This is a genomic window from Lactobacillus kullabergensis, from assembly GCF_003151025.1.
In the GTDB taxonomy this organism is placed as follows: Bacteria; Bacillota; Bacilli; order Lactobacillales; family Lactobacillaceae; genus Lactobacillus; species Lactobacillus kullabergensis.
Map to the genome: position 1 here is coordinate 893,400 of NZ_CP029477.1, position 24,274 is coordinate 917,673.

Genomic DNA, 24,274 nt, shown 5'->3' on the forward strand with positions numbered 1-24,274 from the left:
ATGGCTTTTAGTAAAATAGGTAAATTTTTCGGTGTTGCAAATGATGACGATGAAATGCTGGATGATGAATATGCAGAAGACCAACAATTAAATAATGAGGACAATTATTCTGCTAGTGCTGTTGATCGTGACAATGTAGTTTCGATAAAATCCGGTATGAATGCGGCTAAGAGCAAAATTGTTCTTTACGAGCCACGTGTTTATTCTGATGCCAAGGATGTTGCACAAAACTTGTTGAATAACAAAGCAGTGATTATTAATTTTAGCAGGATGGAAGATGCTTCTGCTAGGAGAGTTGTTGATTTTATCACGGGGACAGTTTATGCCCTGAATGGTGAAATTCAACGTATCGGCGATAAAATATTTCTGGCAACACCTCCTAAATTCGTTACTAATGGCAAAATTAGTGACTTAGTTGATAAGAAAGATACTTTAAGTTAATGGCAGCAAATATCATATATTACGGTATTAATATTCTTGATTATATAATATGGATCTATAGTATCATTATGGTAATCGATGCAATTTTAAGTTGGATTCCTTTTTTACGTGATTCAAGTCTCGGTCGTATAATTAATCTGATAATTGATCCTTATTTAAACCTTTTCCGTAAGGGACCGATTTTAAGACTCTCTAATGCCACCGGGTTGGATATTTCATTTCTAATTGGCTTACTTTTACTTTATTTTGTGCAAAATTATGTCTTAAGATGGATCGCAAACATTTTATTTAGATTGTTTGTTTAATTTTTATAAAGAGCTGATGAATTTCATGATTTGTCAGCCTTTTATTTTTTTGAATAATGCAAATAGTTTTCTTTGTTAAATGAATGTCTTTTAAAGTTCATGCTATAATAATTTTAGAAAAGACCAATGTGTCTTTTTACCTTCATTAACAGGGGGCATTGTGTGAACACAAAAAACATAGCAAAACGAAGTGCTTATGCTAAGAATGTTTTATTTAAAGGTGATTTATCTGATCGGAAAATAGTAGATAAGATGACTGGACTCATAAATAACGCTCTTGACAAGCATGAAGAAGTTTTAACAGATTTTCTGAATCCTGGAGAAAGGGATATTCTTAAAAAAATAGCTGGTGCTGAAGTTTGTTTGCAGAGCTTTGGTGGGCATTTAAATGCTGAAAAGAAAAGAGTTTTTATAACTGAAGACTGGGATAATATTGCGCCTCTTGCATATCAGGTTACTGTTTTTAATATTGAGTATCCTCAGAAATTTACTTCTTTGTCACATAGTGCAATATTAGGAAGCCTAGCTAATGCAGGTATAGAAACCTCAACATTTGGCGACATTATTACCGATGGCAATGGCAAGTGGCAATTTTTTGCTAAGAGCGAACTAACAGATTTTTTTCAACATGAAATCACCTATATAGGTAGGACAAAGGTAAGAATAAGACCTAGTCTAAATCAGAAAGTAATAGCAGTTGATGATGAAAGTGAACTGTTAAGTGCAATTGTTTCTTCACTGAGGCTGGATGCAGTTTTAGCTTCAATCACAAATGATAGCAGGCAGAAAGTAAAAACATGTATATCAGATAATTTAGTTAAATTAAATTGGCATAGTGTCAAAGATTTTAATATAATGGTTAATGAAAACGATGTCCTAAGTTTAAGACATTTTGGCAGATGTGAAATTAAAGATATATCAAGGACACGAAAAGGCAAGTATAAGGTGGTGTATAAGCTATGGCAGACGAAAAAAAGGAATCGCAGAAATTGACTCCGCTTGAAATTCATAATAAAGAATTCAAAAAGAGAGGTTTAAGTGGCTATGATAGGCGCGAAGTAGACAGTTTTCTCGACCAAATAATCAATGATTATGGTGACGCGTTAGATCAAACGGTTGACTTGAAGAATGAAATTGTGCATTTGCAAGAACAGGTTTCAGATTTACAAAAACAAGTTAAACAGTACAAACAGAATGAAGATGCTACGAAAGAAGCTGTAGGTAACGCTAAAATTCAGGCAGAAAGAATTATCAATGATGCTACAGTTCAAGCCAATAATACTACTGAACAGGCAAAAATTGATACTGATTATCAACGTCAGCAACTTGAAACTATTAAATCTGACTATGAACGTGTGAAAAAGGAAGCTTCAGGTTATCGCTCTTATATTCAAGATCTTTTACAAAAAGCAATTGAAAATCTTAATGATGAAAATTGGCAAAAAGCACTCGATAAATATTTCGATACTGAACGATTTTATCCCCCAGATGGTGCTGAACCAATAATGTTAACTGATGAAGACGAAGATGTCGATGAAGACGATGATGATGAAGATATCGACGAAGATGAAGAAGTAGAGGTTGACAATGGCATTGATGATGAAGTAAACTTTGAACAAGACACTGAAGAAGATAATAATAGTCCTAAACCAATGACTGGTGACAGTCCTAGTGTTGAAACTGTTAATAACGAAGATACTAGTTCTAATAATGGCTCTGGTACTACTGTTATTTTCCCAGATGACTATAAAAATCATTAATAACAAACTGACAGTAAAACTTGAGAGCAATTCAGCGAATTAGCGGTGGTGTGAGACTAATATAAGAGCTTAATGGTTGATCAGCTGTTAGGATTGGTTTGTTACGTTAGTTGCACGATACGCAATCGTTAAGTGGAGTTTAACAACTCAATTTAGGTGGTACCACGATATTAACCTCGCCCTAATCTTAGGACGAGGATTTTTTTATAGGGAGGATTAAAAAATGAGAGTGAAAAATACACTTAATATGGGTAAAACCAAATTTAAGATGCGGGGCAATTTGCCAGTTCGCGAAGCGCAATGGCAAAAAGAGTGGGAAGAAAACAAATTATATGAACAAAGATTAAAACTGAATAAAGGAAAGCCGAGATTTGATTTACATGATGGTCCTCCTTTTGCAAACGGTAATATTCACATTGGCCACGCTATGAACAAAGTTTCAAAAGACATAATTGTTCGTTTTAAAAATATGAACGGCTATTATGCTCCCTATGTTCCTGGTTGGGATACTCATGGTTTACCAATTGAACAGCAATTAACCAAACAAGGCGTTGATCGCAAAAAGATGAATCTTGCGGATTACCGTCAGCTTTGTCAAGATTTTGCTAGTAAAGAAGTTAAAAAGCAAATGACTGACTTTAAGCGTTTGGGAGTAATGGGAGACTGGGACCACCCATATATTACTTATCAACCTGAATATGAAGCTGAAGAAATTCGTGTCTTTGGTAAAATGTATGAAAAGGGTTATATCTATAAAGGTAAGAAACCTGTTTATTGGTCACCTTCAAGTGAATCAACATTGGCAGAAGCTGAGGTTGAATATCATGATATTAAGTCACCTTCGATTTATGTTTCATTTCCTGTAAAAGACGGTAAGGGCATTTTAGATCCGAAAAATACATATTTCTTAATTTGGACGACTACACCTTGGACCATCCCTACTAATCAGGGTATTACAGTAAATCCAGGGTTTGATTACTCTGTAGCTCAGGTCGGTGATAAGCGTTACGTTGTTGGAACTGAACGTTTAGAAGCTGTTGCTGAAGAATTAGGTTGGAAGGACTATGAAGTAGTTCAACATCTTAAGGGTACTGAAATGGACCATATGGTTGCCAAACATCCTTTATACGATCGTGATTCTATTTTGATGAATGCAATGCACGTTACTGCTAGTGATGGTACTGGACTAGTTCATACGGCTTCTGGTTTTGGTGAAGATGACTATAATGTTGCTCAAAAATATGGTATTCCTGTGTACAGCCCAATGGACGACAAAGGTTGTTTCACTGAAGATATTAACGATCCAGATTTAGTAGGGCTGTTTTATGATGATGCCAATAAAGTCGTCAGTGAAAAATTAAAGAAATCAGGCAATTTACTTAAGCTTAGCTTCTTTACTCACTCTTATCCTCATGATTGGCGTACAAAGAAACCTGTGATTTATCGAGCAACTACACAATGGTTTGCTTCAGTTGAAAAGTTCCGCCAACAGATTCTTGATCAAATTGATAAGGTTAAATTCACGCCATCCTGGGGTCAATTGCGCTTGCACAATATGATTAAGGATCGTGGTGATTGGGTAATCTCAAGACAACGTGCTTGGGGAGTTCCATTGCCAATCTTTTATGCAGAAGATGGTACTGCGATTGTCACACCAGAAACTATTGAACATATTGCACAGATTTTTGCCAAAGAGGGGTCAAATGCCTGGTATAGAAGAAGTGCTAAGGAATTGTTGCCAGACGGATTTACTTCTGAGCATTCACCAAATGGTAAATTTACAAAAGAAAAAGATATTTTAGATGTTTGGTTTGATTCCGGATCATCTCATCAAGCTGTTATGGCTAAAAGACCAGATTTGAATTTCCCGTGTGATCTATATCTTGAGGGCAGTGATCAGTACCGTGGCTGGTTCAATTCAAGTCTGATTACAGCTGTAGCTGCCACGGGTAAAGCACCTTATCGCGGTATTTTGTCTCAGGGCTTTGTTTTAGATGAAAAAGGACATAAAATGTCTAAGTCGTTAGGTAATGTAATTTCACCTAACGATGTCATCAAACAAATGGGAGCAGAAATTATTCGCTTGTGGGTAGTTTCCGTAGACACTACTTCTGATGTTGCTGTTTCACAAAATATTTTGCGCCAAACTTCTGAGAGTTATCGTAAAATAAGAAATACTTTCCGCTATATGTTGGCTAATACTTCTGATTTTGACCCGCAAACAAATAGAGTCGCTTATGAAGATCTAAACTCCATTGACCAATATATGGAAGTTAAACTCAACGATTTGGTTAAAATTTGTCTTGACAGTTATGAGCGTTACGATTTTAATAATGTTTATAAAAAGAGTTTTGCATTCATTTCTAATGATCTTTCAGCATTTTATCTGGACTTTGCCAAAGATGTTCTTTACATTGAAAGTAAAAACAGTCATGCAAGAAGGTCAATGCAAACAGTAATTTATGATGCGGCAGTTAAGTTGGCTAAGGTTTTGACCCCTGTCTTGCCACATACTATGGAGGAAGTTTGGTCTTTCTTAAAGGAAAAGGAAGATTACGTCCAACTTGCCGAAATGCCTGAAATTGAGCATTATGCAAATCATGATGAGCTCCTTGACAACTGGAAGAAATTTATGAATTTCCGCGATGATGTTTTAAAAGTCTTAGAAGAAGCGCGTGATCAAAAGTTAATCGGTAAATCTTTTGAAGCAGCAGTTACAGTTTATCCAACTGATGAGATGAGAGCAGTTTTAGCCAATCTGGATGCAAACTTTAGGCAAATTTTAATAGTTTCTAAGTTAACTATTGCTGACGGTGAAGCACCTGAAAATGCCGAAAAATTACCAAATGGTGCATTTGTCGTTGAACACGCTGATGGCGATGTTTGTCCTCGGTGTCGTATGATCAGAACCGATGTTGGAGCTGATAGCGAAGTACCAATGCTTTGCGGCAGATGTGCTAAAATTGTTGAAGAAGATTATCCTGAAGCTGTACAAGAAGGTTTAGAAGAATAATGCGTTACGGTAAGGTAAAGCAGTTTGATCAAAACAGTAGTTTTGGTTTCATCACTGACGATGAAAATCAGAAGGCGTACTTTGTCTTTTATACTGCTATTAAAGAAGAAGGATATCGTCGCTTGCGTGTCGGACAAAAAGTTAAATATCAGCTCGCTCAAGGAAAAAATGGATTGCAATGTGTTAATGTATATTTAGCTGATTAGCAGGAAAGTGAATAATGGATTTAACAGAAACTGAAATCTCTTCAAAACAAATTTTTACAGGTCGTATAGTTGATCTTTCAGTGAGAACGATCAAATTGCCTAATGGTGATACTGCTACAAGGGAAGTAGTAAAACATCAACCTGCATCAGCTGCTATAGCTGTGAATGATAAGCAGGAAATGCTGTTAGTTGAACAATGGCGTGAGCCTATCAAAGAGTTGACTTTAGAAATTCCAGCAGGTTTAATAGACGAAACTGATGCTAGTCCACTTGATGCAATGAAAAGAGAGTTAAATGAAGAGGGCGGTTATCGTGCTGATTACTGGGAAAAAATAACTGAGTTTTATTCATCTCCCGGTTTTACTAATGAGAAGCTCTACTTATTTTATTGCGACACATTAACTAAATTGACTGATAAAAAGGATCTTGATCCTGATGAGTTTTTAACTAGTCATTGGTTTAGTTTGGAAGAGTTGAAAAGACTTTCGGCACAGGGTAAAATCGTTGATGCCAAGACATTATATGCAATGAGTGTTTGGGAAAACATGCTGCTCACCGGTGCTGACGCAAAGGAATAAAATGACTGAAAAACGATCTGATTACCGTAAAAAATTAAAACATAAAAAAAGCAAAAACTTTTTAAATACAATTAAATCTGCTTTTGATGATAGTGATGATGAAGTTGATGTTAATCCTGATTTTACCCGTGATGAAAATGAAGTTGTAGAATCAAATGATTTTGCAAATGACAGGGTAAAAGATCAAGAGCAGGCTCCAAGAAGAGAAGAGAACAAATCTCAGTCTCAGTTAACTACGAGTCAAGAAAAAGCATTAAAGCTGAAAGGTAAACTTAATCGTGCAATTTTGATTGTTGCTGTTTTAATTATTTTGGTTTTATTAGCGTTATTTCACTTATAAAAATAAAACGAGGGTAAAAATGAAGATAGCGATTATTGTCCCAATGGAAATTGAGGCTGAATATTATCATAAGTATTTTCACTCTGGTCACAAAGAAATGTTCGGATCTACTATATTCGAGCATTTTTGCGTTAACCACAATGATTTGTACATAGGTTTGAGTGGGATTGGCAAAGTGCAGGCTGCCATGAATTTAGCCAGTTTACTAAGTAATGTTGATATTGATTTGATTTTCATGACTGGTACGGCAGGATCATTACAAAAGCAAGTTCATAAAGAAGATTTGATTTTAGCTGATTCATTTGCATATCACGATGCTCATAATACTTTGGCTGGCGATTATGTTGAAGGACAAATACCTGGGGAACCAGCCCAATTTGAGTTAAATTCCTCTGAGAGAAAAGAATTTGCACAGTTTTTGCAAGAAAACAACATTAAATTTAAAGAAGGATTAATTGTTACAGGTGATTCCTTCATTGGCTCTGAGAAGCAAAAAGATGAGATTAAGCAGAATTTTGCTCACGCATTAGGTGTTGAAATGGAAGGAGCCGCTTTTGCTCAGGTTGCTTATCATTTTAAAAAGCCTTTGGTAGCCGTACGAGCTATTTCTGACAACGGTAATCAAGACGCAAACGAGGATTTTGATCATTTTGCTCAAAAAGTGGGAGCTAAAGCTGCTAAAATTATTTGTACTTATATAGAAAAGATGAATTAACAGATGACAGAAATTTATCTGGATAATGCCGCTACAACACCAATGTCGCCCCAAGTAATCGACGTAATAACTGGTGAGATGAAAAACAATTATGGTAATGCCTCAAGTACTTATGACCTGGGCCGTAAAGCTCGTCATGCCATTGATCTGGCAAGAGGTGAAGCTGCCAGAATTATTAACGCAAAGGAAAATGAAATAATTTTTACATCCGGTGGTTCAGAAAGCAATAATACTGCTATTTTCGGGACTGCTCATAGTCGCCAAAATATTGGTAAACGCATAATCACAACTAAGATTGAACATCCGTCCGTTTTAAAGCCAATGCAACGATTAGAAAATGAGGGTTATGAAGTCATATATCTTGATGTCGATGATAATGGTTGTATTTCACTTGCCGATTTAAAAGATGCACTAACTCCACAAACTACCTTGGTTTCAATTATGGCTGTCAATAATGAAATGGGTACAATTAATCCACTTATTGAAATTGGCAATATAGTAAAGAAAAGCAATGCATATTTTCATGTTGATGCTGTACAAGGACTGGGCAATATAGATCTTGATGTTGTTAAGATGAATATCGACTTGTTATCAACTTCTGCTCATAAAATAAATGGTCCGAAATTCCTTGGCTTTTTATATGAAAAAAACTCGCTCAATTTGCCCCCTCTTATTTATGGTGGAGAACAAGAAACTAAGCGCAGAGCGGGAACAGAAAATGTACCAGGAATTGCTGGTTTTGGTGAAGCTATCAGTGAAATTGCAGCAATAGATAAAGAAAATTTGCAAACTAAATATCAGAACTTGCAAAATATTATTTTGGATGAACTTAACCTAACTAAAGTGAAATATCAAGTTAACGGCGGAACTGCAAAGTTTGATTCTCATCACGTGTTGAACTTGCATTTTAATGGTGTTTCAACGACTGTTTTGCAGACAAATTTAGATTTGGCAGGTTTTGCAGTTTCTGGGGGTTCTGCTTGTACTGCAGGTTCAATTGAACCATCCCATGTTTTAGTGGCTTGTTTTGGTAAAAACTCTCCGAGAATCAATGAGTCAATACGCATTTCATTTGGCCGTTACACCACTGAAGAAGAAGTTAGAGTCTTCGCAAAGGAACTAGCTAAAATTGTGAGCAAAATCCAGAATAAATAAATTTAATTGCTTTTTTAGTTAAATATGCTTATTATTAGTAAGTGAGGTAGAATTATGGCAAATACAGTTATTATTAATGGGGATAAACGCAAGTTTACCCTTAGTCCAGAACTAAAACTATACGCTCTGATTGATGCAGGTTTTGTTAAAACAGTTAAGGGTAATTTTAATTATGAGCATCCACTTTATAATGATTCGCCGTATAATGCTCCAACTAAACTGAAGATGACCATAAATAAAGAAATGACTCATCTGACCATGGTTGTCACAGACAAAAATGGTTTACAAAAGGTCAACATTTTTAAAAATGAAAAATTGGCTCCCACTGTTGAACTTTTGGATTATATATTGAAAGATTTAGAGGAGCGCAATATTATTGTTGCTGTGAAGGATTGATTAATTTGGTAAAGAAAAAAACCAGAGTTGTTGTCGGTATGAGTGGGGGAGTCGATTCTTCCGTTTCGGCACTTCTTTTAAAAGAGCAGGGATACGATGTAATTGGTGTCTTTATGAAAAATTGGGATGACACTGATGATTCCGGGGTTTGCACTGCTACTGATGATTACGAAGATGTAAAAAGAGTTGCCGATCAAATCGGGATTCCTTATTATTCAATCAATTTTGAAAAAGAATATTGGCACCGAGTTTTTGAGTATTTCTTAAATGAATATAAAAAAGGTCGTACGCCGAATCCGGATGTTATGTGCAATAGTCAGATTAAGTTTAAATCATTTTTAGAATTTGCACTTAATCTTGATGCAGATTACATTGCAATGGGTCATTATGCAAAAACCATAACTGATAAAAATGGTATTACTCATATGATGCGCCCAAAAGATGGCAACAAGGACCAAACATACTTTTTAAGTCAGTTAAACCAAAATCAGATTAGTCGCGTTATTTTTCCGTTAGCTAATTTAACTAAACCACAGGTGCGCGAAATTGCAATCAAAAATGGTTTAGCTACAGCAAAAAAGAAGGATTCAACTGGTATTTGTTTTATTGGCGAGAGAAATTTTCGCAAATTTTTGAGTGAATTTTTGCCTGCTCAATCTGGAGAGATGATCACACCAGTTGGAAAAGTAGTTGGCCATCATGCGGGTCTAATGTATTATACAATTGGTCAAAGATCAGGATTAGGACTGGGCTCAACAAAAGAATCAACTGCTCCGTGGTTTGTGGTCGGTAAGGATTTACAAAAAAATCAACTGATCGTCGAGCAAGGATATGACAGCAAATTGCTTTACGCAACTGAATTGGAAGCTAGCGATATGTCATTCTTTACCGGACAGCCTGATCACGATTTCAAAATTCATTGTAGTGCCAAGTTTCGTTATCGCCAACCTGATGTTGGGGTAACAGTATCCTATGATGCGGCGAAAAACAAGGCGAAAGTATACTTTGATGAGCCAGCCCGGGCAGTTACACCCGGACAAGCTCTTGTTCTTTATCAGGGTGAGGAATGTCTTGGTGGTGGCAATATTGATTGTGCCTATCAAAATGATCTTCAGCTTCAATTAGTTTAATGCCACTTGAAAGGAAAATGTTTATATACATTTTCCTTTTTATTTGTGTTCGTTTTTTCTTTTAAACTATTAAATGATAAACTAGAAAATAACAGTTACAGAAAAGAGTAATTAATGAATGCAGATTTATTTCGTCAGACATGGTAAAACAGAGTGGAACTTACAGAAACGTTTTCAAGGGGCTCATGGTGATTCACCACTTTTACCTCAAAGTTTAATTGATATTCAAAAATTAAGCGATTTTTTAGGTGAAACAAAATTCGCAGCAATCTATTCAAGCCCTCTGAAAAGAGCCAGAACTACTGCAGAAAAACTTACTAAGAATCTAGGTAATCCCTTTTCTGTCAAGATAGATGATCGTTTGCGAGAATTTGATTTGGGGGAAATGGAAGGACTTACGTTTACTGAGGCTAAAGCCAAGTATCCGAAGCAAGTCACTGATATTTGGGACGAACCTGAGAAATATGATGGTCACAGCATTGGAGGAGAAAATTATCCTGAGGTAATTGCACGTGGTAAAAGCTTTGGCAGAGACGTTGGACTACAATTTAAACAAGATGATAAAATACTGGCAGTGAGCCATGGAGCAGCTCTAGGAGCGATTATGGGTGGATTATTGGGTTATTCGCTACCGGATATCCGCCAGAATGGTGGTTTAAGCAATACTAGCCTTACTATTTTGGAAACAAAAGATAGGGGCAAAACCTTTAAAGCTCTGGTATGGAATGAGACGAAATTTTTGGACAGGAAAATGGTAGATTCGGATTCATTATGAGACAAAAAAGAAAAATAGCTGATAATTCAAATGGGGTTTCCAAAAAGGTACACAAACTAATAACGAAAATTGATAAACAACCGCAAAATAGTGAAAACTATTTAAATTTGGCAACTTATTTAATAGAACAGGGCAGTAATGACCAAGCAACTGAACTTTTAGAAAAAGCCAAAAAGTTAGTTACTCATCCTCAAGATTTGGATTATGATTTGGCCGTTTGTTACTATCTACAAGGTAAATTTGATCTGGCACTAAAAATCCTTAATCAAATTCCTAATGATGATTTAGTTTTATATCAAAAAGCACTCGTTTTTTTCAAAGTTGGTCAAATCCAAAAAGCACTGGCATACGCTCTAACAATTAAGAATGTTGATGCAAAAGTGTTGGAATTAATAGGGGATATTTGGCTAAGCCTCGGTAAAACTCAGGAAGCAGAGTCAGCTTATAAAAAAATAGATACCGAAAAAAGATCGGCCAAAATCAATTTCATGCTGGGAATCACAGTTTTAGCTAGAAATCGACAAGAGGCTGAAAAATACTTAACAAAGTCAAAAAAGCAAGATCCTAAAGTTTTTGAACAAGAGCAAAAAAAATATTCTTTGTTACTAAAATTAGTGAATGATGCGAGAAAAAACAATGACTGAATTTACTGGAAAAATTAATCGAATAGTTTTTGAAAACGATCAAGACTTGTATAAGATACTTGATGTTGCCATAATCGGAAAATTAGAAAAATATGATCGAGAAGAAATTAAAGTAACCGGCAGTTTTGGAGACGTTCAAGTTGGTGCAACTTATACTTTTTCCGGAAGATTGATTGTACATAATAAATTTGGTCTGCAATTTCGTTGTGATAATTATAAATTGGCCTTGCCTCATGAAAAAGGTAGTTTGATTAATTATTTAAGTTCCAGTAAATTTCCTGGGATTGGTAAAAAAGCAGCTGATACAATAATTTCAGACTTGGGAATGGATGCACTGACAGTTTTAAAGGAGAAACCTGAAAAGGTTCGAACTTTGTCAATTTCGAAAAAGCAAAAAGAGAGTTTGTTAAATGGTGTCAGTACAATGGATTCATACTCTGAAACTGTATTAAAACTGGCTCAATTTGGTTTGAATAAGAAGGTAGCGAGCAGACTATACCAACTTTATCATGGCGAAACCTTAGCTAAACTTGAAGAAGATCCTTATGCCTCTATTGCTGAAGTTACGGGTTATGCATTTAAGAGTGCCGATCGAATTGGCAGTAAATTAGGAATTAGTTCAAATGATCCCAAAAGAGTCAATGGTGCTGTTTTTCAAATTTTACTTGATGAAGTTGCTAAAGAAGGCAATACATACGTTAAACTTGAGCAGCTCTTGCAAGAAGCGGGTAAACTACTTCAAATTAATGAGTATGACACCATAGCAACTTGTGTTAATAATCTCCAACATCAAGGTAAAGTTGTAGTAATGGGAGAAAACGCTGCATTACAGGAAATTTATGAAACTGAAACTGATATTGCCAACGCAATGAAAAATCTAGTTGAAAAAAAGCAAAAGAGTTCAAGTTACGGTGAAAAAGATTTAAACCTAGCAATAGCTAACGCTGAAACTAAGCTGAAAATTCACTATGATAATACTCAAAAGGCAGCGATTAAAAACGCACTAACTAATCCAATTTCAATTTTAACTGGTGGTCCCGGAACTGGTAAAACTACTATCATAAACGGTATTTTATTAGCATTGAAAGAGCTGGCAGAAATACCATCATCGTCTCTTTATAGTACAGACCCGCCATTTTTACTTGCTGCACCCACTGGTCGTGCAGCCAAGAGAATGAAAGAAATTACTGGGATTACAGCTAAAACTATCCATCGTTTACTAGGTTTAGGGATTGGTGAAAATGATGCAACTGATCTGAATGAATTAAATGGTGAAATTTTAATTATTGATGAAATGTCGATGGTAGATATGTTTTTGTTTAGGCAACTGGTTTCCAGCATTAACGAAACTAAGCACATTGTTTTTGTTGGTGATAAGGATCAACTGCCATCAGTTGGTGCAGGAAACGTTTTTGCTGATTTAATCAAATCACAGGCCTTTCCTACAACCGTTCTTAAGCAAATTCACCGTCAAGGAGATGATTCCAGCATTATTACGTTGGCTCATGACATTAATGAAGGAAAGAACCCCCAGGAATTATTTAAAAAGACCAAAAACTACTCATTTATTTCATGTCCACCGCATGAAGTTTCGCATGTTGTTAGTCAAATCGTCCAACGTGCTTTAGCAAAGGGTTTTGATCCTGATGACGTTCAGGTACTAGGAGCAATGTACCAAGGTGATGGCGGGGTTAACAATTTGAATAATGTTATTCAAGAAATTATTAATCCTTCAAAGAAAAACAGTAAAACACTGGAAGTACACGATGAAATTTTTCGCATTGGTGACCGCATTTTGCAATTACAAAATAATCCGGAAAAAGACATTTATAATGGCCAAATCGGTAAAATCCTCGCAATTGATAATGATAATTCTCAAAAATGCATGGTGGCTGATTTTGATGACAGAGAAATAACCTTTAGTAAAAAAGATCTGTTTGATTTAACCAGAGCATACGCAATTACCATTCACAAAGCTCAAGGCTCTGAATTCCCGTTAGTTATTTTGAGTTTGACTATGCAAAACTATGTCATGCTTAAACGTAACTTGTTGTACACTGCTGTTACTCGTGCAGAGAAAAATTTGGTTTTAATTGGTGATCCTCGCGCTTATGAAATGGCTTTTAATACTTCTGGTAATGACCGTCAGACAGGATTAACTGTTAAACTGCAAAAAATATTAAATGTGCAAGATAAAACTGTTCAAGAAAAAGATTCAGGTAAAAATAAAAATGAACAAGAAGAAGCAAATTCTGATGTGCTTGAAGATCTAACTCAGGATCATATATTAACACCGGAATTGATTTATTCGGGTCGAATTGATCCTATGATTGGGATGCAGGACATTAAATTAGATGCCAAAACAAAATAAGGGACTTTTAAAACAATGGCAAAGATAAAAAATGAACAAGTTAGTATAAACTTGCAGAAAGAACTTGCAGAGTGGGTTGCCACTAACACTCATATTTTAAATTTTGATCCAGACACATTTGAAATTGAAACTATTTTTAAAGATTCATTTGGCGAATCAGTGTATTGCTTTGTCGAGAAAATTGAGTTTGATAAATATAAAGTTACAGATGATGGTCGTACACTTTTTAAGTTAGATCCCAGCGCAAGTGACGAAGATTTGATAGCTGCCAGCGAAGATTTAATCACAGCCAGTGGCTTTTCTTTTAATGTTGAAAATGGAGTGATCAGCTGTGAATGTAATGAACAAACTTTGGCTGAAAACATTATGCAATTAGGACAATTAGAAGTAAACGTTTCATATCTTAATTAAAAAGCTATCACTAAATACTATTTTTTATTGCCAATTTTAAAAAATAATGATTAAATTATTGGTATCATTTTAAGCAAAAGGAAGAAAAGCCTATGGCAATTATTTTTGATAAGGTAAAGAAAAACTACGGTAAGAAGCCTGTATTTTATAACCTAAATTTTAAAATTCCTTTAAAACCAACAGTAATTGGTTTGGTCGGACCTAACGGTGTAGGCAAGTCAACCATGTTAAGGCTGCTTGCGGGGGTATTGGAACCAACCGAAGGATTGATCAAAAATGACCAGGCTAATGAACCATATGTTAAGTGGGCCAGCTTGCATACTATTTTCGTTGCTTCAGGTGAAAGAGGTCTTATGTACAGGCTAAATACTCTTGAAAATGGGATGTATTTTTCTTCACTTAAAGGAATTAGTATTAAAAAAACAGAAAACAATATTCGAAAAATGGCGCAGGATTTCAATTTTTCAAATGAACTTAACACTTATTTTCAAAATTTATCTACTGGTTTGAAGAAAAAGGCTGCTATCCTTGTGGGAGCTGCAATGGAAACAGAAGTTTTACTTTTGGACGAGCCATCAAACGGACTTGACATAGCTGCTCAAGAAGATTTAGCGTCCTTTATTCTGGATTTGAAAAATAAATACGGTAATACTATTTTTATTTCATCGCATGACACACAAATGCTTTCTGGTGTTGTTGATCATTATCTGTTTTTAAGAGATGGCCAAATAGAGGAAAATATTGGACATAAAATGACTGAAAATGGTCTGATTTCTGAATACCGTGAAATTTATCAGCGAAAGTAGGATTAAAAATGAAAAAAATTAAAAAGCTATTTGATATTTTTTGGGTACAATTATATTTACAGCTAAAACTGCAATTTCGTTATGTTAATTCTACTATTAGTTCGCTGGTTTTATATGCCGGAGCTTTCTTGATTGTTGTCTTTTTCACTGATCCTGCTCAACTCGGTCAGGCTTATGGCACAAAACAAGGGGTTTTATTTACCATTGTTGGTTTTTTGTTTTGGAGTATTGGTATTGCCTCAATGGGTCAATGTAGTAACGGAGTAGAAACTGATGAGCAAACTGGTTTGCTTGAAAGTGAAACTCAGTCTGTTTTTCCTTTATGGACCCTATATTTTATTGAAACTTTGGCAAATAATTTGTTTGTATGGATTTATCTTTTAATCATAGGCTTTATTGCTTCGTTTTTTTCAATTTTCACGGTAGCTGAATTATTAGAAGCTTTATTATTAACATTTGTATTTTCTTTAATTTCCAATTTTGGAATGTTTGGCATCGGGATGATTTTTGCCTCTGGTTCTATTAGATTTAAGAGAATGGGTCAGTGGGCAACTATAACGCAGGCTTTATTATTGATGTTGTCAAATGTTTATTTACCAGTATATAATGTCTTTCAGGAGGTCATTCCCTATGTTGGTGGCATCGAAATAGTTCGGCAAATATTTCTGGGTCATGGAGTTTCATTGCCAAAACTGATAATATTTATAGTGGTAAATGTTGTTTGGTTCTTAGTTGGTATTTTAGTATTCAATTATTGTATTAAGAAAGAGCGCAAAGATGGCTCATTTGATGCTTTTTAATTTTAAGAAAGGTGATATTTATTTTAACGTTCAAAAATGTTAAATGGGGGACAAAAAATTATTTTAAAGTAAGAAAATTATATTTAGGCGCATTTCCCAAAAATGAACGATTTCCATTTGTCGGGTTGCTGGCGATGGCTTTGCAAAAAAGAGTTAATTTGCAAGCAGTCTATGACCATGATAATTTTATTGGGCTAATTTTTTGGACATATGCCGAAAAGATTATTTATATTGGTTATTTGGCTGTTGACCCAGTTTGGCGTGGAAAGGGCTACGGCAGTCAAATTCTAAATTCGATGAAACAACGTTATTCTGAAAAAGAAATAGTTTTAGATATTGAGCCAGTTATTAAAACAGCAAAGAATTATTCTCAAAGACTTAACCGGTTATCATTTTACAAGCGCAATGGCTTTAGACTAACTAAAAGTAATTTGGTCGATGAGGGTGGACATTACTCGATACTAAGTTCTGATGGAAGCTTTAAAAAAAGCAATTTAAGTAAATTACTGGAGCGAATGAGTTTCAATTGCTATAAGTTTAAAATTGTTTCCAGATAATTAAACAAATAGTTATTTTGACCAAAATTATACGTTTATTTTTCTGTATACCTTAGCTTGTTAATATTTTAAAAATTAAAAGGATAATCAATAACTTGAGTTATTGATTATCCTTTTTAAATTTATTTAATGTATCCGACTTTATACCATAGGACATGCCCATTATTATTTTCAGATGGTTTAAGGGAATAACCTGAAATGTGGTCGTTGATTGCTCTAATTTTGTATGAGTTAACTGTTGGAATCATATAAGCTTTATCAAAAATATACTGTTGCCAGTCATGAAAGACTTTAACACGGTATTTATGATCAAAAGCTTTTTGTGAATCCATTTCCTTAAGCAGTTTAGTATTTTCTGGTGTCACGAAACGATCATAGTTTGCTGCGGTGCTGTCACCATACATTCCATCCTGTGATGGTTCAGTAGACATATACCAACCGGTTTCAAACATATCAACCTGAGGGTCATCTTTGTTAAGTTTGTCGTAAAATGAATTTGTTTCCGTCAATCGACCATTCAATAAATTAACATTTAGTCCTATTTTATGCCATTGCTGGATATAATTTTGTATAATTGGACCTTGCGTTGGATCACCAGCTTTGGCCATAAATGTAATCTTTAAAGGTTTGCCATTAGGTTGTACACGCCATTTACCTTTTTTCTTATATCCGGCTTTATCAAGAATAGCGTTGGCCTTTTTTAAATTATAATCATAACCCTTAATATTTTTATTGAAATAGTCTCCAAATTGGGGTGGAATTAGGGTGGTTATATGAAAAGTTAGTCCATGAGTATAATGTTTAGTGACCTCATCAACATTCATCGCATAACCAATTGCTCTGCGTAAAGACGTATTGTTCATTTTGCTATTGTGATTCATAATGCTCTTATTGTGTTTGGCATCCCATTTACCTAATTTAAAGCCAATGAACCAATATGAAAGAGGGACTTCTGCTATGAACTTAACTTTTTTAGTATGCTTTACTTCATCCCATTGGGAATTTACAACATTAATGACATCGAATTTATGACTCTTTATTGATTGCGATGATGAGTTAGGAGAAATCACCTGATAAATAATTTTATCCAGTTTGGGTTTACCACGCCAATAATATTTGTTTGGCACCCAAACAGCTGATTGTCCACGAACTAATTTTTCTAACTTATAGGCACCGAAATACAAAGGCTTTTTCCTAATCTTATTAGATGACTGTAATTTGTTAAAAGGGACATCTTTTAAGTAATGATAAGGAGCTGTATATTCTGAAAAATATCCATTTCCACTATTGTACATACCTGGTTTTAATTGTTTAAAGTGCAAAATGACTTTTCTGCCATTTTCACCATCAGGCATTTCAATGCCTGAAATAGACTTAGCTTTTCCTTCATGGTATTCTTTTAAGCCTTTAATAAGTTCAAACTGGCTGGAATACCTTTGTGAATCAGTACCTTTATTGGATAATATTTCATACGGGTATTCCACATCCTTGGCCGTGACCTGTCGACCATCTGACCATCTAACTCCTTTTTTAACTACAATTGTAATTGTCTTATTTTTATTATTAATCTTTAGGGTTGCAGGCCCTTTATTAGTGAAACGGTAATTATCATCTGTATCGAATAAGGATTCCGAACCAGGAGAGGAGAGGTCAGCATCTGTAGCAGTTACTTGTAATTGATCAGAAAAGATACCTGTGAATGGTGTATCAGTCTGTAATGCTACTCTCACAGTACCGCCTTGTTTCGTTGGTTTTGAAGGCATTTTTGCAGGAAATTTGCTTGCTTCTTTTGCGCTATTTTCTTGATTATTGCCGCTTTTACCGCAGGCCGTGAGGGCTAGAGCTGTAGCCGCCAAAATACCAATAGAGCTTAAAACATTGCTTTTTTTCATGATTCTTCATCCCTTATGAGTACTAGCTTATGATGATTTAACACATCAAATGATACCACATTAAAGATACATTTTAAATATAATAAATAAAAATTAATTTTTTAATATAATTTCGATGAAAAAGGAGCTAAGCAGTTAAGGCATAGCTCCTTTAATTTATATTTTTTTAACGCAATAAGTTAAAACTTGAAACAGAAAACTCAATATTAAAAGAATTTCTTTTTATTTCTTCGCCATCAACTTGAGCGAATTCTTTTTTTGTAGTAGTGACTTTAATCTTTTCGGCTTCAAAATAGTGAAACTGTGGATCATTAACGTGTGAGCCGTCTTTAAGAAGATTAATAAATAATTTTACCAGTTTTGCCAGGCTAAATTTTTCTACTACAACGGTATCAATTTTATGATTGTCAATTTTAGCACTGGGTAAAAGAGGAAGGCCGCCACCCAGGTACGGATGATTAGTAGTGGTAACCATAAAAGCGTCATCAAAATAAATTTTGTGACCTTCTCGTTCAATTTCAACACCAAATGTGTCCTGTTTCGTAACAGTGGCTAGAACATTATAACCGTAAATTAGTTTTCCTTCGTTAAGTCGGTTTAATAGTTTTTTAAGTTTAGATATATTACTATTGTGGTTTACAAATGCATCAAAACCGATACCAAAGCTGTTTGCAAAATAATATTTTTTATCAATAGTGATATCTGGAAAAATAAAAGAACCACAATCAATTAAATCTGGTTTAAAGCCTTTTTTGAAATGCTCTAAAAGAATTTGGGGATCATCAGTTAAACTAGCTGCACGGGCGAAATCATTGCCAGTTCCAGCCGGTAAGTAAGCAATAGGTGTATTCGGATTGCTTGACCACTTAATTCCGTTAAGAACCTCATTGAGCGATCCGTCACCGCCAATAACTAAAAGAACTTCATTTGGCAAATGTCTTTGATTACCATAATCCTGCGCTATACGAATTGCTTCTCCAGCATAATTGCTTTTTTTAAGGTCAAAATTTATATTTTCATTAATTAGTATAGATTTTGTTTGCTCAAGAACTTTTTTAGCGTGACCATTGCCAGCTACTTCATTAACCAAAAGATGTATTTTTAATTTGTTATTCATATATACTATTCATTATATAAAAAAGCCCTGTAGAATGGGCTTTTGCTTATTTTTTCTCAACTAACATTGGTAAAATCATCGGCCGTCTTTTAGTTTTAGAATACAGGAAATCAGAAAGATTAGCAATAATTGCATTACGAATTACGCTGTCTTTAGGATGATCCATTTTGTCCATTTCTGATTTAATAATATGGTAAATATGTTTCTGAGCCTGATTGATTAGTTCAGTAGATTCGCGCATATAGACAAATCCCCGGCTTAAGACATCAGGCCCTGCTAAGACGCGCTTGTGCTTGTAATCGACTGTAGCGACAACGACAACAAGTCCATCTTCAGATAAAACTTGCCGATCATGAACAACTACATTACCAACATCAGCTGTGCCTGAAGTATCAACGTATACGTCACCTGCTGGGATATGACCAGCTATTCTTGAACCCTCTGGTCCAAAACAGACAACTTCACCATTTTCTAAAACGAAAGTATTATCAGCAGGGACCCCAGCTGCTTGAGCCAGTTCAGTGTGGATGACTTGCATGCGGTATTCGCCGTGAACAGGAATCATATATTTGGGTTTAGTTAAGCGAACCATCATTTTTAGTTCTTCTTGACCACCATGACCTGAAGTATGAACATTATTAATTCGGCCGTGAACAACACTAGCTCCGCCTTCCATTAATTTATTAATTAAATGGTTAACGCTCAAAGTATTTCCAGGAATTGGGTTTGATGAAAATATAACCGTATCACCAGGCTGTAAACTAATTTGTCGGTGCGTGCCATTAGCTATTCTTGAAAGAGCAGCTAAAGGTTCACCTTGAGATCCGGTACATAAAATCATAACTTCTTCTGCAGGAGTATGGTTTATTTCGTTAGCATCAACAATTAAGCCGTCAGGTACATTTAAATAGCCTAGATCAATTCCATTTTGCACTCCGTTTTCCATACTACGCCCGAAAATTGCGACTTTGCGACCTGTATCTTTGGCCGCTTGGATAGCAGTTGAAACACGATAGAGGTTAGATGCGAAAGTTGCAAAAATTATTCTTCCATGTATCCCAGTAATAATGTCATGTAAGGATTTAGCAACAAAACGTTCAGACTTAGTAAATTGGCTGACTTCAGCATTAGTCGAATCTGATAGTAGTGCCAAAACTCCTTCATTGCCTAATTGAGCCATTTTTTGAAAATCTGGAGCAGGTTGGTTCATTACAGGCGTTAAATCAAATTTAAAATCTCCTGTAAATACGACTGCACCAAGTGGGGTATGTACGGCTATACCTAAAGTGTCAGGAATCGAGTGAGTTGTTCTGAAGAAAGTAACCGTCAACTTCTTGAATTTAAGAACAGTGTCTTCGTGTTCTTCATGTAATTCTGTAGTCCTCAGAATGCCGTGTTCTTCAAGTTTTCCTTTGATTAAAGCAAGCGCGAAAGGTGTGGCATATACCGGAATTTCCGGAATCTTTTCAAGTAAGAAGGGGATCCCGCCAATGTGGTCTTCATGTCCGTGACTGACAACTAGAGCTTTAATTTTTTTGCGATTTTTTATCAAATAAGAATAATCAGAAATCACATAATTAATACCAAGAAGGTCATCCTCAGGAAACTTAATACCACAATCCATGATAATGATTTCGTCTTGATATTGTACACAGTACATATTTTTGCCAATTTCGTGCAACCCCCCGATTGCAACTACAGCAACTTCATTATTTTTAATACGCACAGAGACTACTTCTTACTCTCAAAAGTGGTTAATTTAAAATCGGCGTGCTCTTTTTCGTAAGTTAACGAATTGCCAGCCAATTCTTGGATGAGTTCAATATTATAGGGGGTATTTTCCTCAACCATTGTTCTTGCGGCCACCATGTTGTCGGCCTCAAGATAAAGAGTTTGGGTTGTTTCCCGTCTAGGATTGACAACCTTGTCTTTTTGATACAAAACTTTGTAGATCATATTTGTATTCTCCTTATTCAGTTAATAAAACGTTCTAATTTTGGATAACATAAAGTATCCAATAGCTAGTAAAATTCTACCATACATGCAAAAACAAGTATAGAATCAAGTTTTGCCGGCTTTATTAAAAAAACCGTCAAAGCAATAAAATGACGGCCAAAAATCTTTTTAATTAAATTAATAAATGACTATAGTATCTTCAGCCAATTTAAATGGATCTTGCTTATTGATTCGGTCATAAAAAAGATGTCCCCGTAAATGTTCGATTTCATGAGATGCAACAATTGCTGGGTAGTCTTTTAAGCGAATAGTTTTTTCTTCACCAGCTACAGTATAATAATGAATTTTTAATTTATCAGGACGAGGCACATAACCATCGATTACCTTGTCTACACTCAGGCATCCTTCACCTTCACTTAAGCAAGCTTGTCTAACGGATTCGGATAAAATTTCAGGATTGACAAAAGTTTCCTTAAAAACAATATCGCCCTTGTCATTTGGTACCAGTAAGGAAGCCATTTGAACGCTTTCACCAACTTGTGGGGCAGCTAAACCTACGCCGGCACGCAATTGATGTTTTTCTGCGATTTTTGGATCTTGCGAATTAACTAGATATTCCATCATTTCTTTAGCCAAATTTTGATAGTGTTCGTTTAACGGAAAAGTTAGTGGTTTAGCTACTTTGCGCAATACTGGGTTACCGTCACGGGTAATATCTTTCATTAAAATCAATTACATTCACTCTTTCATAAAAGTTTATAGCTATATTTGTAACATAAAATAAACTAATTTGTCTGCTTTTTATTCTATACTAAATTTTTAATTTGAAAAAGAGGGATAAACGTTGACCCTTAAACAGTTAGGTGGTAAAATCAATGAGCGTAAATATACAGATATGAAACACTTCGATCAGCATGTTTTTGACGTGCCGCCGAAACTGTGACCACGTCACAGTTTTTTTATTGAGGAGTGGAGGAGGAATACTTTTGTCAGAAAAAAGAAGAAACGATATTAGGAATATAGCTATCATAGCGCACGTTGACCATGGTAAAACTACTTTGGTTAACCAATTGTTGAAACAATCCGACACTCTCCCTGAACACATGGCTTTGGAAGATCGTGCAATGGATTCAAATGATATTGAACGTGAACGTGGTATAACTATTTTATCTAAAAACACTGCGGTTAAATATGGTGATACTACTATTAATATTTTGGATACTCCGGGACATGCCGATTTCGGTGGCGAAGTTGAGAGAATCATGCATATGGTAGACGGTGCTTTATTATTGGTTGATGCTTATGAAGGCACTATGCCACAAACTCGTTTCGTACTTAAGAAGGCATTAGAAGCAGGAGTAAAGCCAATTGTAGTCATCAATAAAATTGATCGTCCTGGCGCACGTCCTAAAGAGGTTCTTGACGAAGTTCTTGAATTATTTATTGAATTAGGAGCAAACGATGAGCAGCTTGACTTCCCAGTTGTTTATGCTTCTGCTTTAAATGGTACTTCTTCTTATGATCCTGATCCGTCAAAACAGGAAGAAACCATGAATCCTATTTTTGACACTATTATTAAATCTATTCCTGCACCAATCGATAATTCTGATGATCCTTTGCAATTTCAAATTACAATGCTTGACTGGGATGACTATGTTGGTCGTATAGGTGTTGGTCGGATTTATCGTGGACGAGTTAAAGTTGGCGATAATATCACTGTTATGAAACGTGATGGTTCTACTCAGAACTTTAGGGTTACCAAACTGTTCGGTTTCTTTGGGTTGAAGCGTAATGAAATCACAGAAGCTAAAGCAGGCGATATTATTGCCATTAGCGGAATTAACGATATTTTTGTTGGTGAAACTATTGCTTCGGCTGAAAATCCAGAGGCTTTACCTCTTCTTAAGATTGATCCACCTACACTGCAAATGGATTTTGTTGCTAATGATTCACCATTTTCCGGTCGTGAAGGTGACAAAGTAACGCCAAAGAAGTTGGAAGATCGTTTAATTAAGCAAACCCGAACTGATGTATCCTTAAAAGTTGAGCCTACAGATCAGTTAAATGCTTGGACTGTTTCAGGTCGTGGTGAGCTTCACCTTTCAATTTTGGTTGAAGAAATGCGTCGTGAAGGTTTTGAATTGCAATTATCGAGACCAAAGGTTATTTACCGTGAAATTGATGGTAAAATGTGTGAACCATTTGAAGCTGTTCAAGTGGATACTCCTGACGAGTATGTTGGTTCTGTCATTGATTCACTTTCTCAAAGAAAAGGAGAAATGAAAAACATGGCGTCCACAGGTAACAATCAAACTCGGCTTGACTTTTTAGTTCCTTCACGTGGGCTTATTGGTTATAACAATGAATTTATGTCCCAAACCGGTGGATACGGCATTATGAACCATAGTTTTGATTCGTATAAACCCGTTGTTAAGAATTGGGAACCGGGTCGTCAAAATGGTGCTTTAGTTTCCATTAGTCAGGGCAAATCAACCACGTATTCTTTGCAAACAGTTGAACAACGAGGTGAATTGTTTATTGGTGCAGGTGTTGAAGTTTATGAGGGAATGATTGTAGGCCAGTCATCAAGAGATCGTGATATTGCTGTTAATGTTATCAAAGGTAAAAATTTAACCAATACTCGTGCTGCTGGGAAAGATCACGCTGCTGCAATTAGAACTCCTAAGACTTTAACTCTTGAAGAAGCTATTGAATTCTTAAATGATGATGAATATTGTGAAGTAACTCCTGATTCAATCAGATTAAGAAAGAAAATTTTAAATACTTCTGAGAGACAAAAAGCAGATAAAAGACGCAATAAAAAATAAATAATTTTTTTAAGAAGGGCACTCACTGATGAAGTGGTGCTCTTTTTGTTTTATAATGCTTATAATAAAGGTTAATTT

General features: G+C 35.3%; 25 protein-coding genes. 20 read left to right on the plus strand and 5 right to left on the minus strand.

The window, feature by feature from the left end; translation table 11 throughout:
- From DKL58_RS04215 to DKL58_RS04305, 19 genes are all read left to right on the plus strand, one after another.
- Complete coding sequence (locus tag DKL58_RS04215) at window positions 1-441, plus strand: cell division protein SepF (protein ID WP_045927999.1); 441 nt, start codon at window positions 1-3, stop codon at window positions 439-441.
- Window positions 441-746, plus strand: a complete 306-nt coding sequence (locus DKL58_RS04220) for a YggT family protein (RefSeq protein WP_109586219.1) — start codon at window positions 441-443, stop codon at window positions 744-746. The genes DKL58_RS04215 and DKL58_RS04220 overlap by 1 nt, the downstream gene beginning before the upstream one ends.
- A gap of 177 nt (window positions 747-923) precedes the next feature.
- Complete coding sequence (locus tag DKL58_RS04225) at window positions 924-1,739, plus strand: YlmH family RNA-binding protein (protein ID WP_045928936.1); 816 nt, start codon at window positions 924-926, stop codon at window positions 1,737-1,739.
- Window positions 1,706-2,506: a DivIVA domain-containing protein gene (locus DKL58_RS04230; RefSeq protein ID WP_045928001.1), complete on the plus strand. Its 801-nt coding sequence runs from the start codon at window positions 1,706-1,708 to the stop codon at window positions 2,504-2,506. Before DKL58_RS04225 ends, DKL58_RS04230 begins: the two co-directional genes overlap by 34 nt.
- A gap of 223 nt (window positions 2,507-2,729) precedes the next feature.
- Window positions 2,730-5,519, plus strand: a complete 2,790-nt coding sequence (ileS, locus tag DKL58_RS04235) for an isoleucine--tRNA ligase (RefSeq protein WP_109586220.1) — start codon at window positions 2,730-2,732, stop codon at window positions 5,517-5,519.
- Window positions 5,519-5,725: a cold-shock protein gene (locus tag DKL58_RS04240; RefSeq protein ID WP_045928003.1), complete on the plus strand. Its 207-nt coding sequence runs from the start codon at window positions 5,519-5,521 to the stop codon at window positions 5,723-5,725. Before ileS ends, DKL58_RS04240 begins: the two co-directional genes overlap by 1 nt.
- A 14-nt stretch (window positions 5,726-5,739) precedes the next feature.
- The gene (locus tag DKL58_RS04245) at window positions 5,740-6,303 is read left to right on the plus strand and encodes an NUDIX hydrolase (protein ID WP_045928004.1); all 564 of its coding nucleotides are present in this window, start codon (window positions 5,740-5,742) and stop codon (window positions 6,301-6,303) included.
- A gap of 1 nt (window position 6,304) precedes the next feature.
- On the plus strand, window positions 6,305-6,643 hold the full coding sequence (locus DKL58_RS04250; protein ID WP_045928005.1) for a hypothetical protein: 339 nt from the start codon (window positions 6,305-6,307) through the stop codon (window positions 6,641-6,643).
- 19 nt (window positions 6,644-6,662) lie between these two features.
- Window positions 6,663-7,358, plus strand: a complete 696-nt coding sequence (locus tag DKL58_RS04255) for a 5'-methylthioadenosine/adenosylhomocysteine nucleosidase (RefSeq protein WP_109586221.1) — start codon at window positions 6,663-6,665, stop codon at window positions 7,356-7,358.
- Window positions 7,359-7,361: 3 nt separating this feature from the next.
- Complete coding sequence (locus DKL58_RS04260; protein WP_109586222.1) at window positions 7,362-8,513, plus strand: cysteine desulfurase family protein; 1,152 nt, start codon at window positions 7,362-7,364, stop codon at window positions 8,511-8,513.
- A gap of 54 nt (window positions 8,514-8,567) precedes the next feature.
- Window positions 8,568-8,909 (plus strand): DUF1831 domain-containing protein, encoded by a 342-nt coding sequence (locus tag DKL58_RS04265; RefSeq protein WP_034979365.1) that lies wholly within the window; start codon window positions 8,568-8,570, stop codon window positions 8,907-8,909.
- Between the two features lie 5 nt (window positions 8,910-8,914).
- A complete protein-coding gene (mnmA, locus tag DKL58_RS04270; protein ID WP_109587000.1) occupies window positions 8,915-10,039 on the plus strand; it encodes a tRNA 2-thiouridine(34) synthase MnmA in 1,125 nt (374 codons plus the stop codon).
- A gap of 118 nt (window positions 10,040-10,157) precedes the next feature.
- Entirely contained in the window at window positions 10,158-10,814 is a 657-nt protein-coding gene (locus tag DKL58_RS04275; RefSeq protein ID WP_109586223.1) for a histidine phosphatase family protein, read from the plus strand.
- Entirely contained in the window at window positions 10,811-11,458 is a 648-nt protein-coding gene (locus tag DKL58_RS04280; RefSeq protein ID WP_109586224.1) for a tetratricopeptide repeat protein, read from the plus strand. The genes DKL58_RS04275 and DKL58_RS04280 overlap by 4 nt, the downstream gene beginning before the upstream one ends.
- Complete coding sequence (recD2, locus tag DKL58_RS04285; protein ID WP_109587001.1) at window positions 11,451-13,829, plus strand: SF1B family DNA helicase RecD2; 2,379 nt, start codon at window positions 11,451-11,453, stop codon at window positions 13,827-13,829. Before DKL58_RS04280 ends, recD2 begins: the two co-directional genes overlap by 8 nt.
- 15 nt (window positions 13,830-13,844) lie before the next feature.
- A complete protein-coding gene (locus tag DKL58_RS04290) occupies window positions 13,845-14,240 on the plus strand; it encodes a DUF1828 domain-containing protein (protein ID WP_109586225.1) in 396 nt (131 codons plus the stop codon).
- Between the two features lie 92 nt (window positions 14,241-14,332).
- Window positions 14,333-15,046 carry an ATP-binding cassette domain-containing protein gene (locus DKL58_RS04295; protein ID WP_109586226.1) on the plus strand — a complete coding sequence of 238 codons (714 nt, stop codon included), beginning with the start codon at window positions 14,333-14,335 and terminating at the stop codon, window positions 15,044-15,046.
- A gap of 8 nt (window positions 15,047-15,054) precedes the next feature.
- The gene (locus DKL58_RS04300) at window positions 15,055-15,846 is read left to right on the plus strand and encodes a hypothetical protein (protein WP_109586227.1); all 792 of its coding nucleotides are present in this window, start codon (window positions 15,055-15,057) and stop codon (window positions 15,844-15,846) included.
- Between the two features lie 134 nt (window positions 15,847-15,980).
- Window positions 15,981-16,403: a GNAT family N-acetyltransferase gene (locus DKL58_RS04305; RefSeq protein ID WP_162542328.1), complete on the plus strand. Its 423-nt coding sequence runs from the start codon at window positions 15,981-15,983 to the stop codon at window positions 16,401-16,403.
- Window positions 16,404-16,525: 122 nt separating this feature from the next.
- Here DKL58_RS04305 and DKL58_RS04310 read toward each other — a convergent pair whose 3' ends face one another.
- The 5 genes from DKL58_RS04310 to def form a co-directional block, all read right to left on the minus strand.
- The gene (locus DKL58_RS04310; protein ID WP_109586229.1) at window positions 16,526-18,295 is read right to left on the minus strand and encodes an oligopeptide ABC transporter substrate-binding protein; all 1,770 of its coding nucleotides are present in this window, start codon (window positions 18,293-18,295) and stop codon (window positions 16,526-16,528) included.
- Window positions 18,296-18,461: 166 nt separating this feature from the next.
- Entirely contained in the window at window positions 18,462-19,412 is a 951-nt protein-coding gene (locus tag DKL58_RS04315) for a diacylglycerol/lipid kinase family protein (protein WP_109586230.1), read from the minus strand.
- Between the two features lie 46 nt (window positions 19,413-19,458).
- Window positions 19,459-21,138 (minus strand): ribonuclease J1, encoded by a 1,680-nt coding sequence (rnjA, locus tag DKL58_RS04320; protein ID WP_045928018.1) that lies wholly within the window; start codon window positions 21,136-21,138, stop codon window positions 19,459-19,461.
- A gap of 5 nt (window positions 21,139-21,143) precedes the next feature.
- Window positions 21,144-21,368, minus strand: a complete 225-nt coding sequence (locus DKL58_RS04325; protein WP_034979341.1) for a DNA-dependent RNA polymerase subunit epsilon — start codon at window positions 21,366-21,368, stop codon at window positions 21,144-21,146.
- 177 nt (window positions 21,369-21,545) lie between these two features.
- Window positions 21,546-22,100: a peptide deformylase gene (def, locus tag DKL58_RS04330; protein ID WP_109586231.1), complete on the minus strand. Its 555-nt coding sequence runs from the start codon at window positions 22,098-22,100 to the stop codon at window positions 21,546-21,548.
- Window positions 22,101-22,354: 254 nt separating this feature from the next.
- On the opposite strand from def, the gene typA reads away from it, so the two are divergent.
- Window positions 22,355-24,196: a translational GTPase TypA gene (gene typA / locus DKL58_RS04335; RefSeq protein WP_109586232.1), complete on the plus strand. Its 1,842-nt coding sequence runs from the start codon at window positions 22,355-22,357 to the stop codon at window positions 24,194-24,196.
- Window positions 24,197-24,274: the final 78 nt, after the last annotated feature.

Bases quoted from the DNA above. Each gene is read 5' to 3' on its own strand.
- DKL58_RS04280 (WP_109586224.1), top strand. From the start codon at position 10,811: ATGAGACAAAAAAGAAAAATAGCTGATAATTCAAATGGGGTTTCCAAA.
- DKL58_RS04230 (WP_045928001.1), top strand. From the start codon at position 1,706: ATGGCAGACGAAAAAAAGGAATCGCAGAAATTGACTCCGCTTGAAATT.
- ileS (WP_109586220.1), top strand. From the start codon at position 2,730: ATGAGAGTGAAAAATACACTTAATATGGGTAAAACCAAATTTAAGATG.
- DKL58_RS04250 (WP_045928005.1), top strand. From the start codon at position 6,305: ATGACTGAAAAACGATCTGATTACCGTAAAAAATTAAAACATAAAAAA.
- DKL58_RS04215 (WP_045927999.1), top strand. From the start codon at position 1: ATGGCTTTTAGTAAAATAGGTAAATTTTTCGGTGTTGCAAATGATGAC.
- DKL58_RS04310 (WP_109586229.1), bottom strand. From the start codon at position 18,295: ATGAAAAAAAGCAATGTTTTAAGCTCTATTGGTATTTTGGCGGCTACA.
- DKL58_RS04290 (WP_109586225.1), top strand. From the start codon at position 13,845: ATGGCAAAGATAAAAAATGAACAAGTTAGTATAAACTTGCAGAAAGAA.
- DKL58_RS04220 (WP_109586219.1), top strand. From the start codon at position 441: ATGGCAGCAAATATCATATATTACGGTATTAATATTCTTGATTATATA.
- DKL58_RS04300 (WP_109586227.1), top strand. From the start codon at position 15,055: ATGAAAAAAATTAAAAAGCTATTTGATATTTTTTGGGTACAATTATAT.
- DKL58_RS04295 (WP_109586226.1), top strand. From the start codon at position 14,333: ATGGCAATTATTTTTGATAAGGTAAAGAAAAACTACGGTAAGAAGCCT.
- DKL58_RS04255 (WP_109586221.1), top strand. From the start codon at position 6,663: ATGAAGATAGCGATTATTGTCCCAATGGAAATTGAGGCTGAATATTAT.
- DKL58_RS04275 (WP_109586223.1), top strand. From the start codon at position 10,158: ATGCAGATTTATTTCGTCAGACATGGTAAAACAGAGTGGAACTTACAG.
- DKL58_RS04240 (WP_045928003.1), top strand. From the start codon at position 5,519: ATGCGTTACGGTAAGGTAAAGCAGTTTGATCAAAACAGTAGTTTTGGT.
- DKL58_RS04245 (WP_045928004.1), top strand. From the start codon at position 5,740: ATGGATTTAACAGAAACTGAAATCTCTTCAAAACAAATTTTTACAGGT.
- DKL58_RS04305 (WP_162542328.1), top strand. From the start codon at position 15,981: ATGGCTTTGCAAAAAAGAGTTAATTTGCAAGCAGTCTATGACCATGAT.
- DKL58_RS04315 (WP_109586230.1), bottom strand. From the start codon at position 19,412: ATGAATAACAAATTAAAAATACATCTTTTGGTTAATGAAGTAGCTGGC.
- DKL58_RS04325 (WP_034979341.1), bottom strand. From the start codon at position 21,368: ATGATCTACAAAGTTTTGTATCAAAAAGACAAGGTTGTCAATCCTAGA.
- recD2 (WP_109587001.1), top strand. From the start codon at position 11,451: ATGACTGAATTTACTGGAAAAATTAATCGAATAGTTTTTGAAAACGAT.
- DKL58_RS04265 (WP_034979365.1), top strand. From the start codon at position 8,568: ATGGCAAATACAGTTATTATTAATGGGGATAAACGCAAGTTTACCCTT.
- DKL58_RS04260 (WP_109586222.1), top strand. From the start codon at position 7,362: ATGACAGAAATTTATCTGGATAATGCCGCTACAACACCAATGTCGCCC.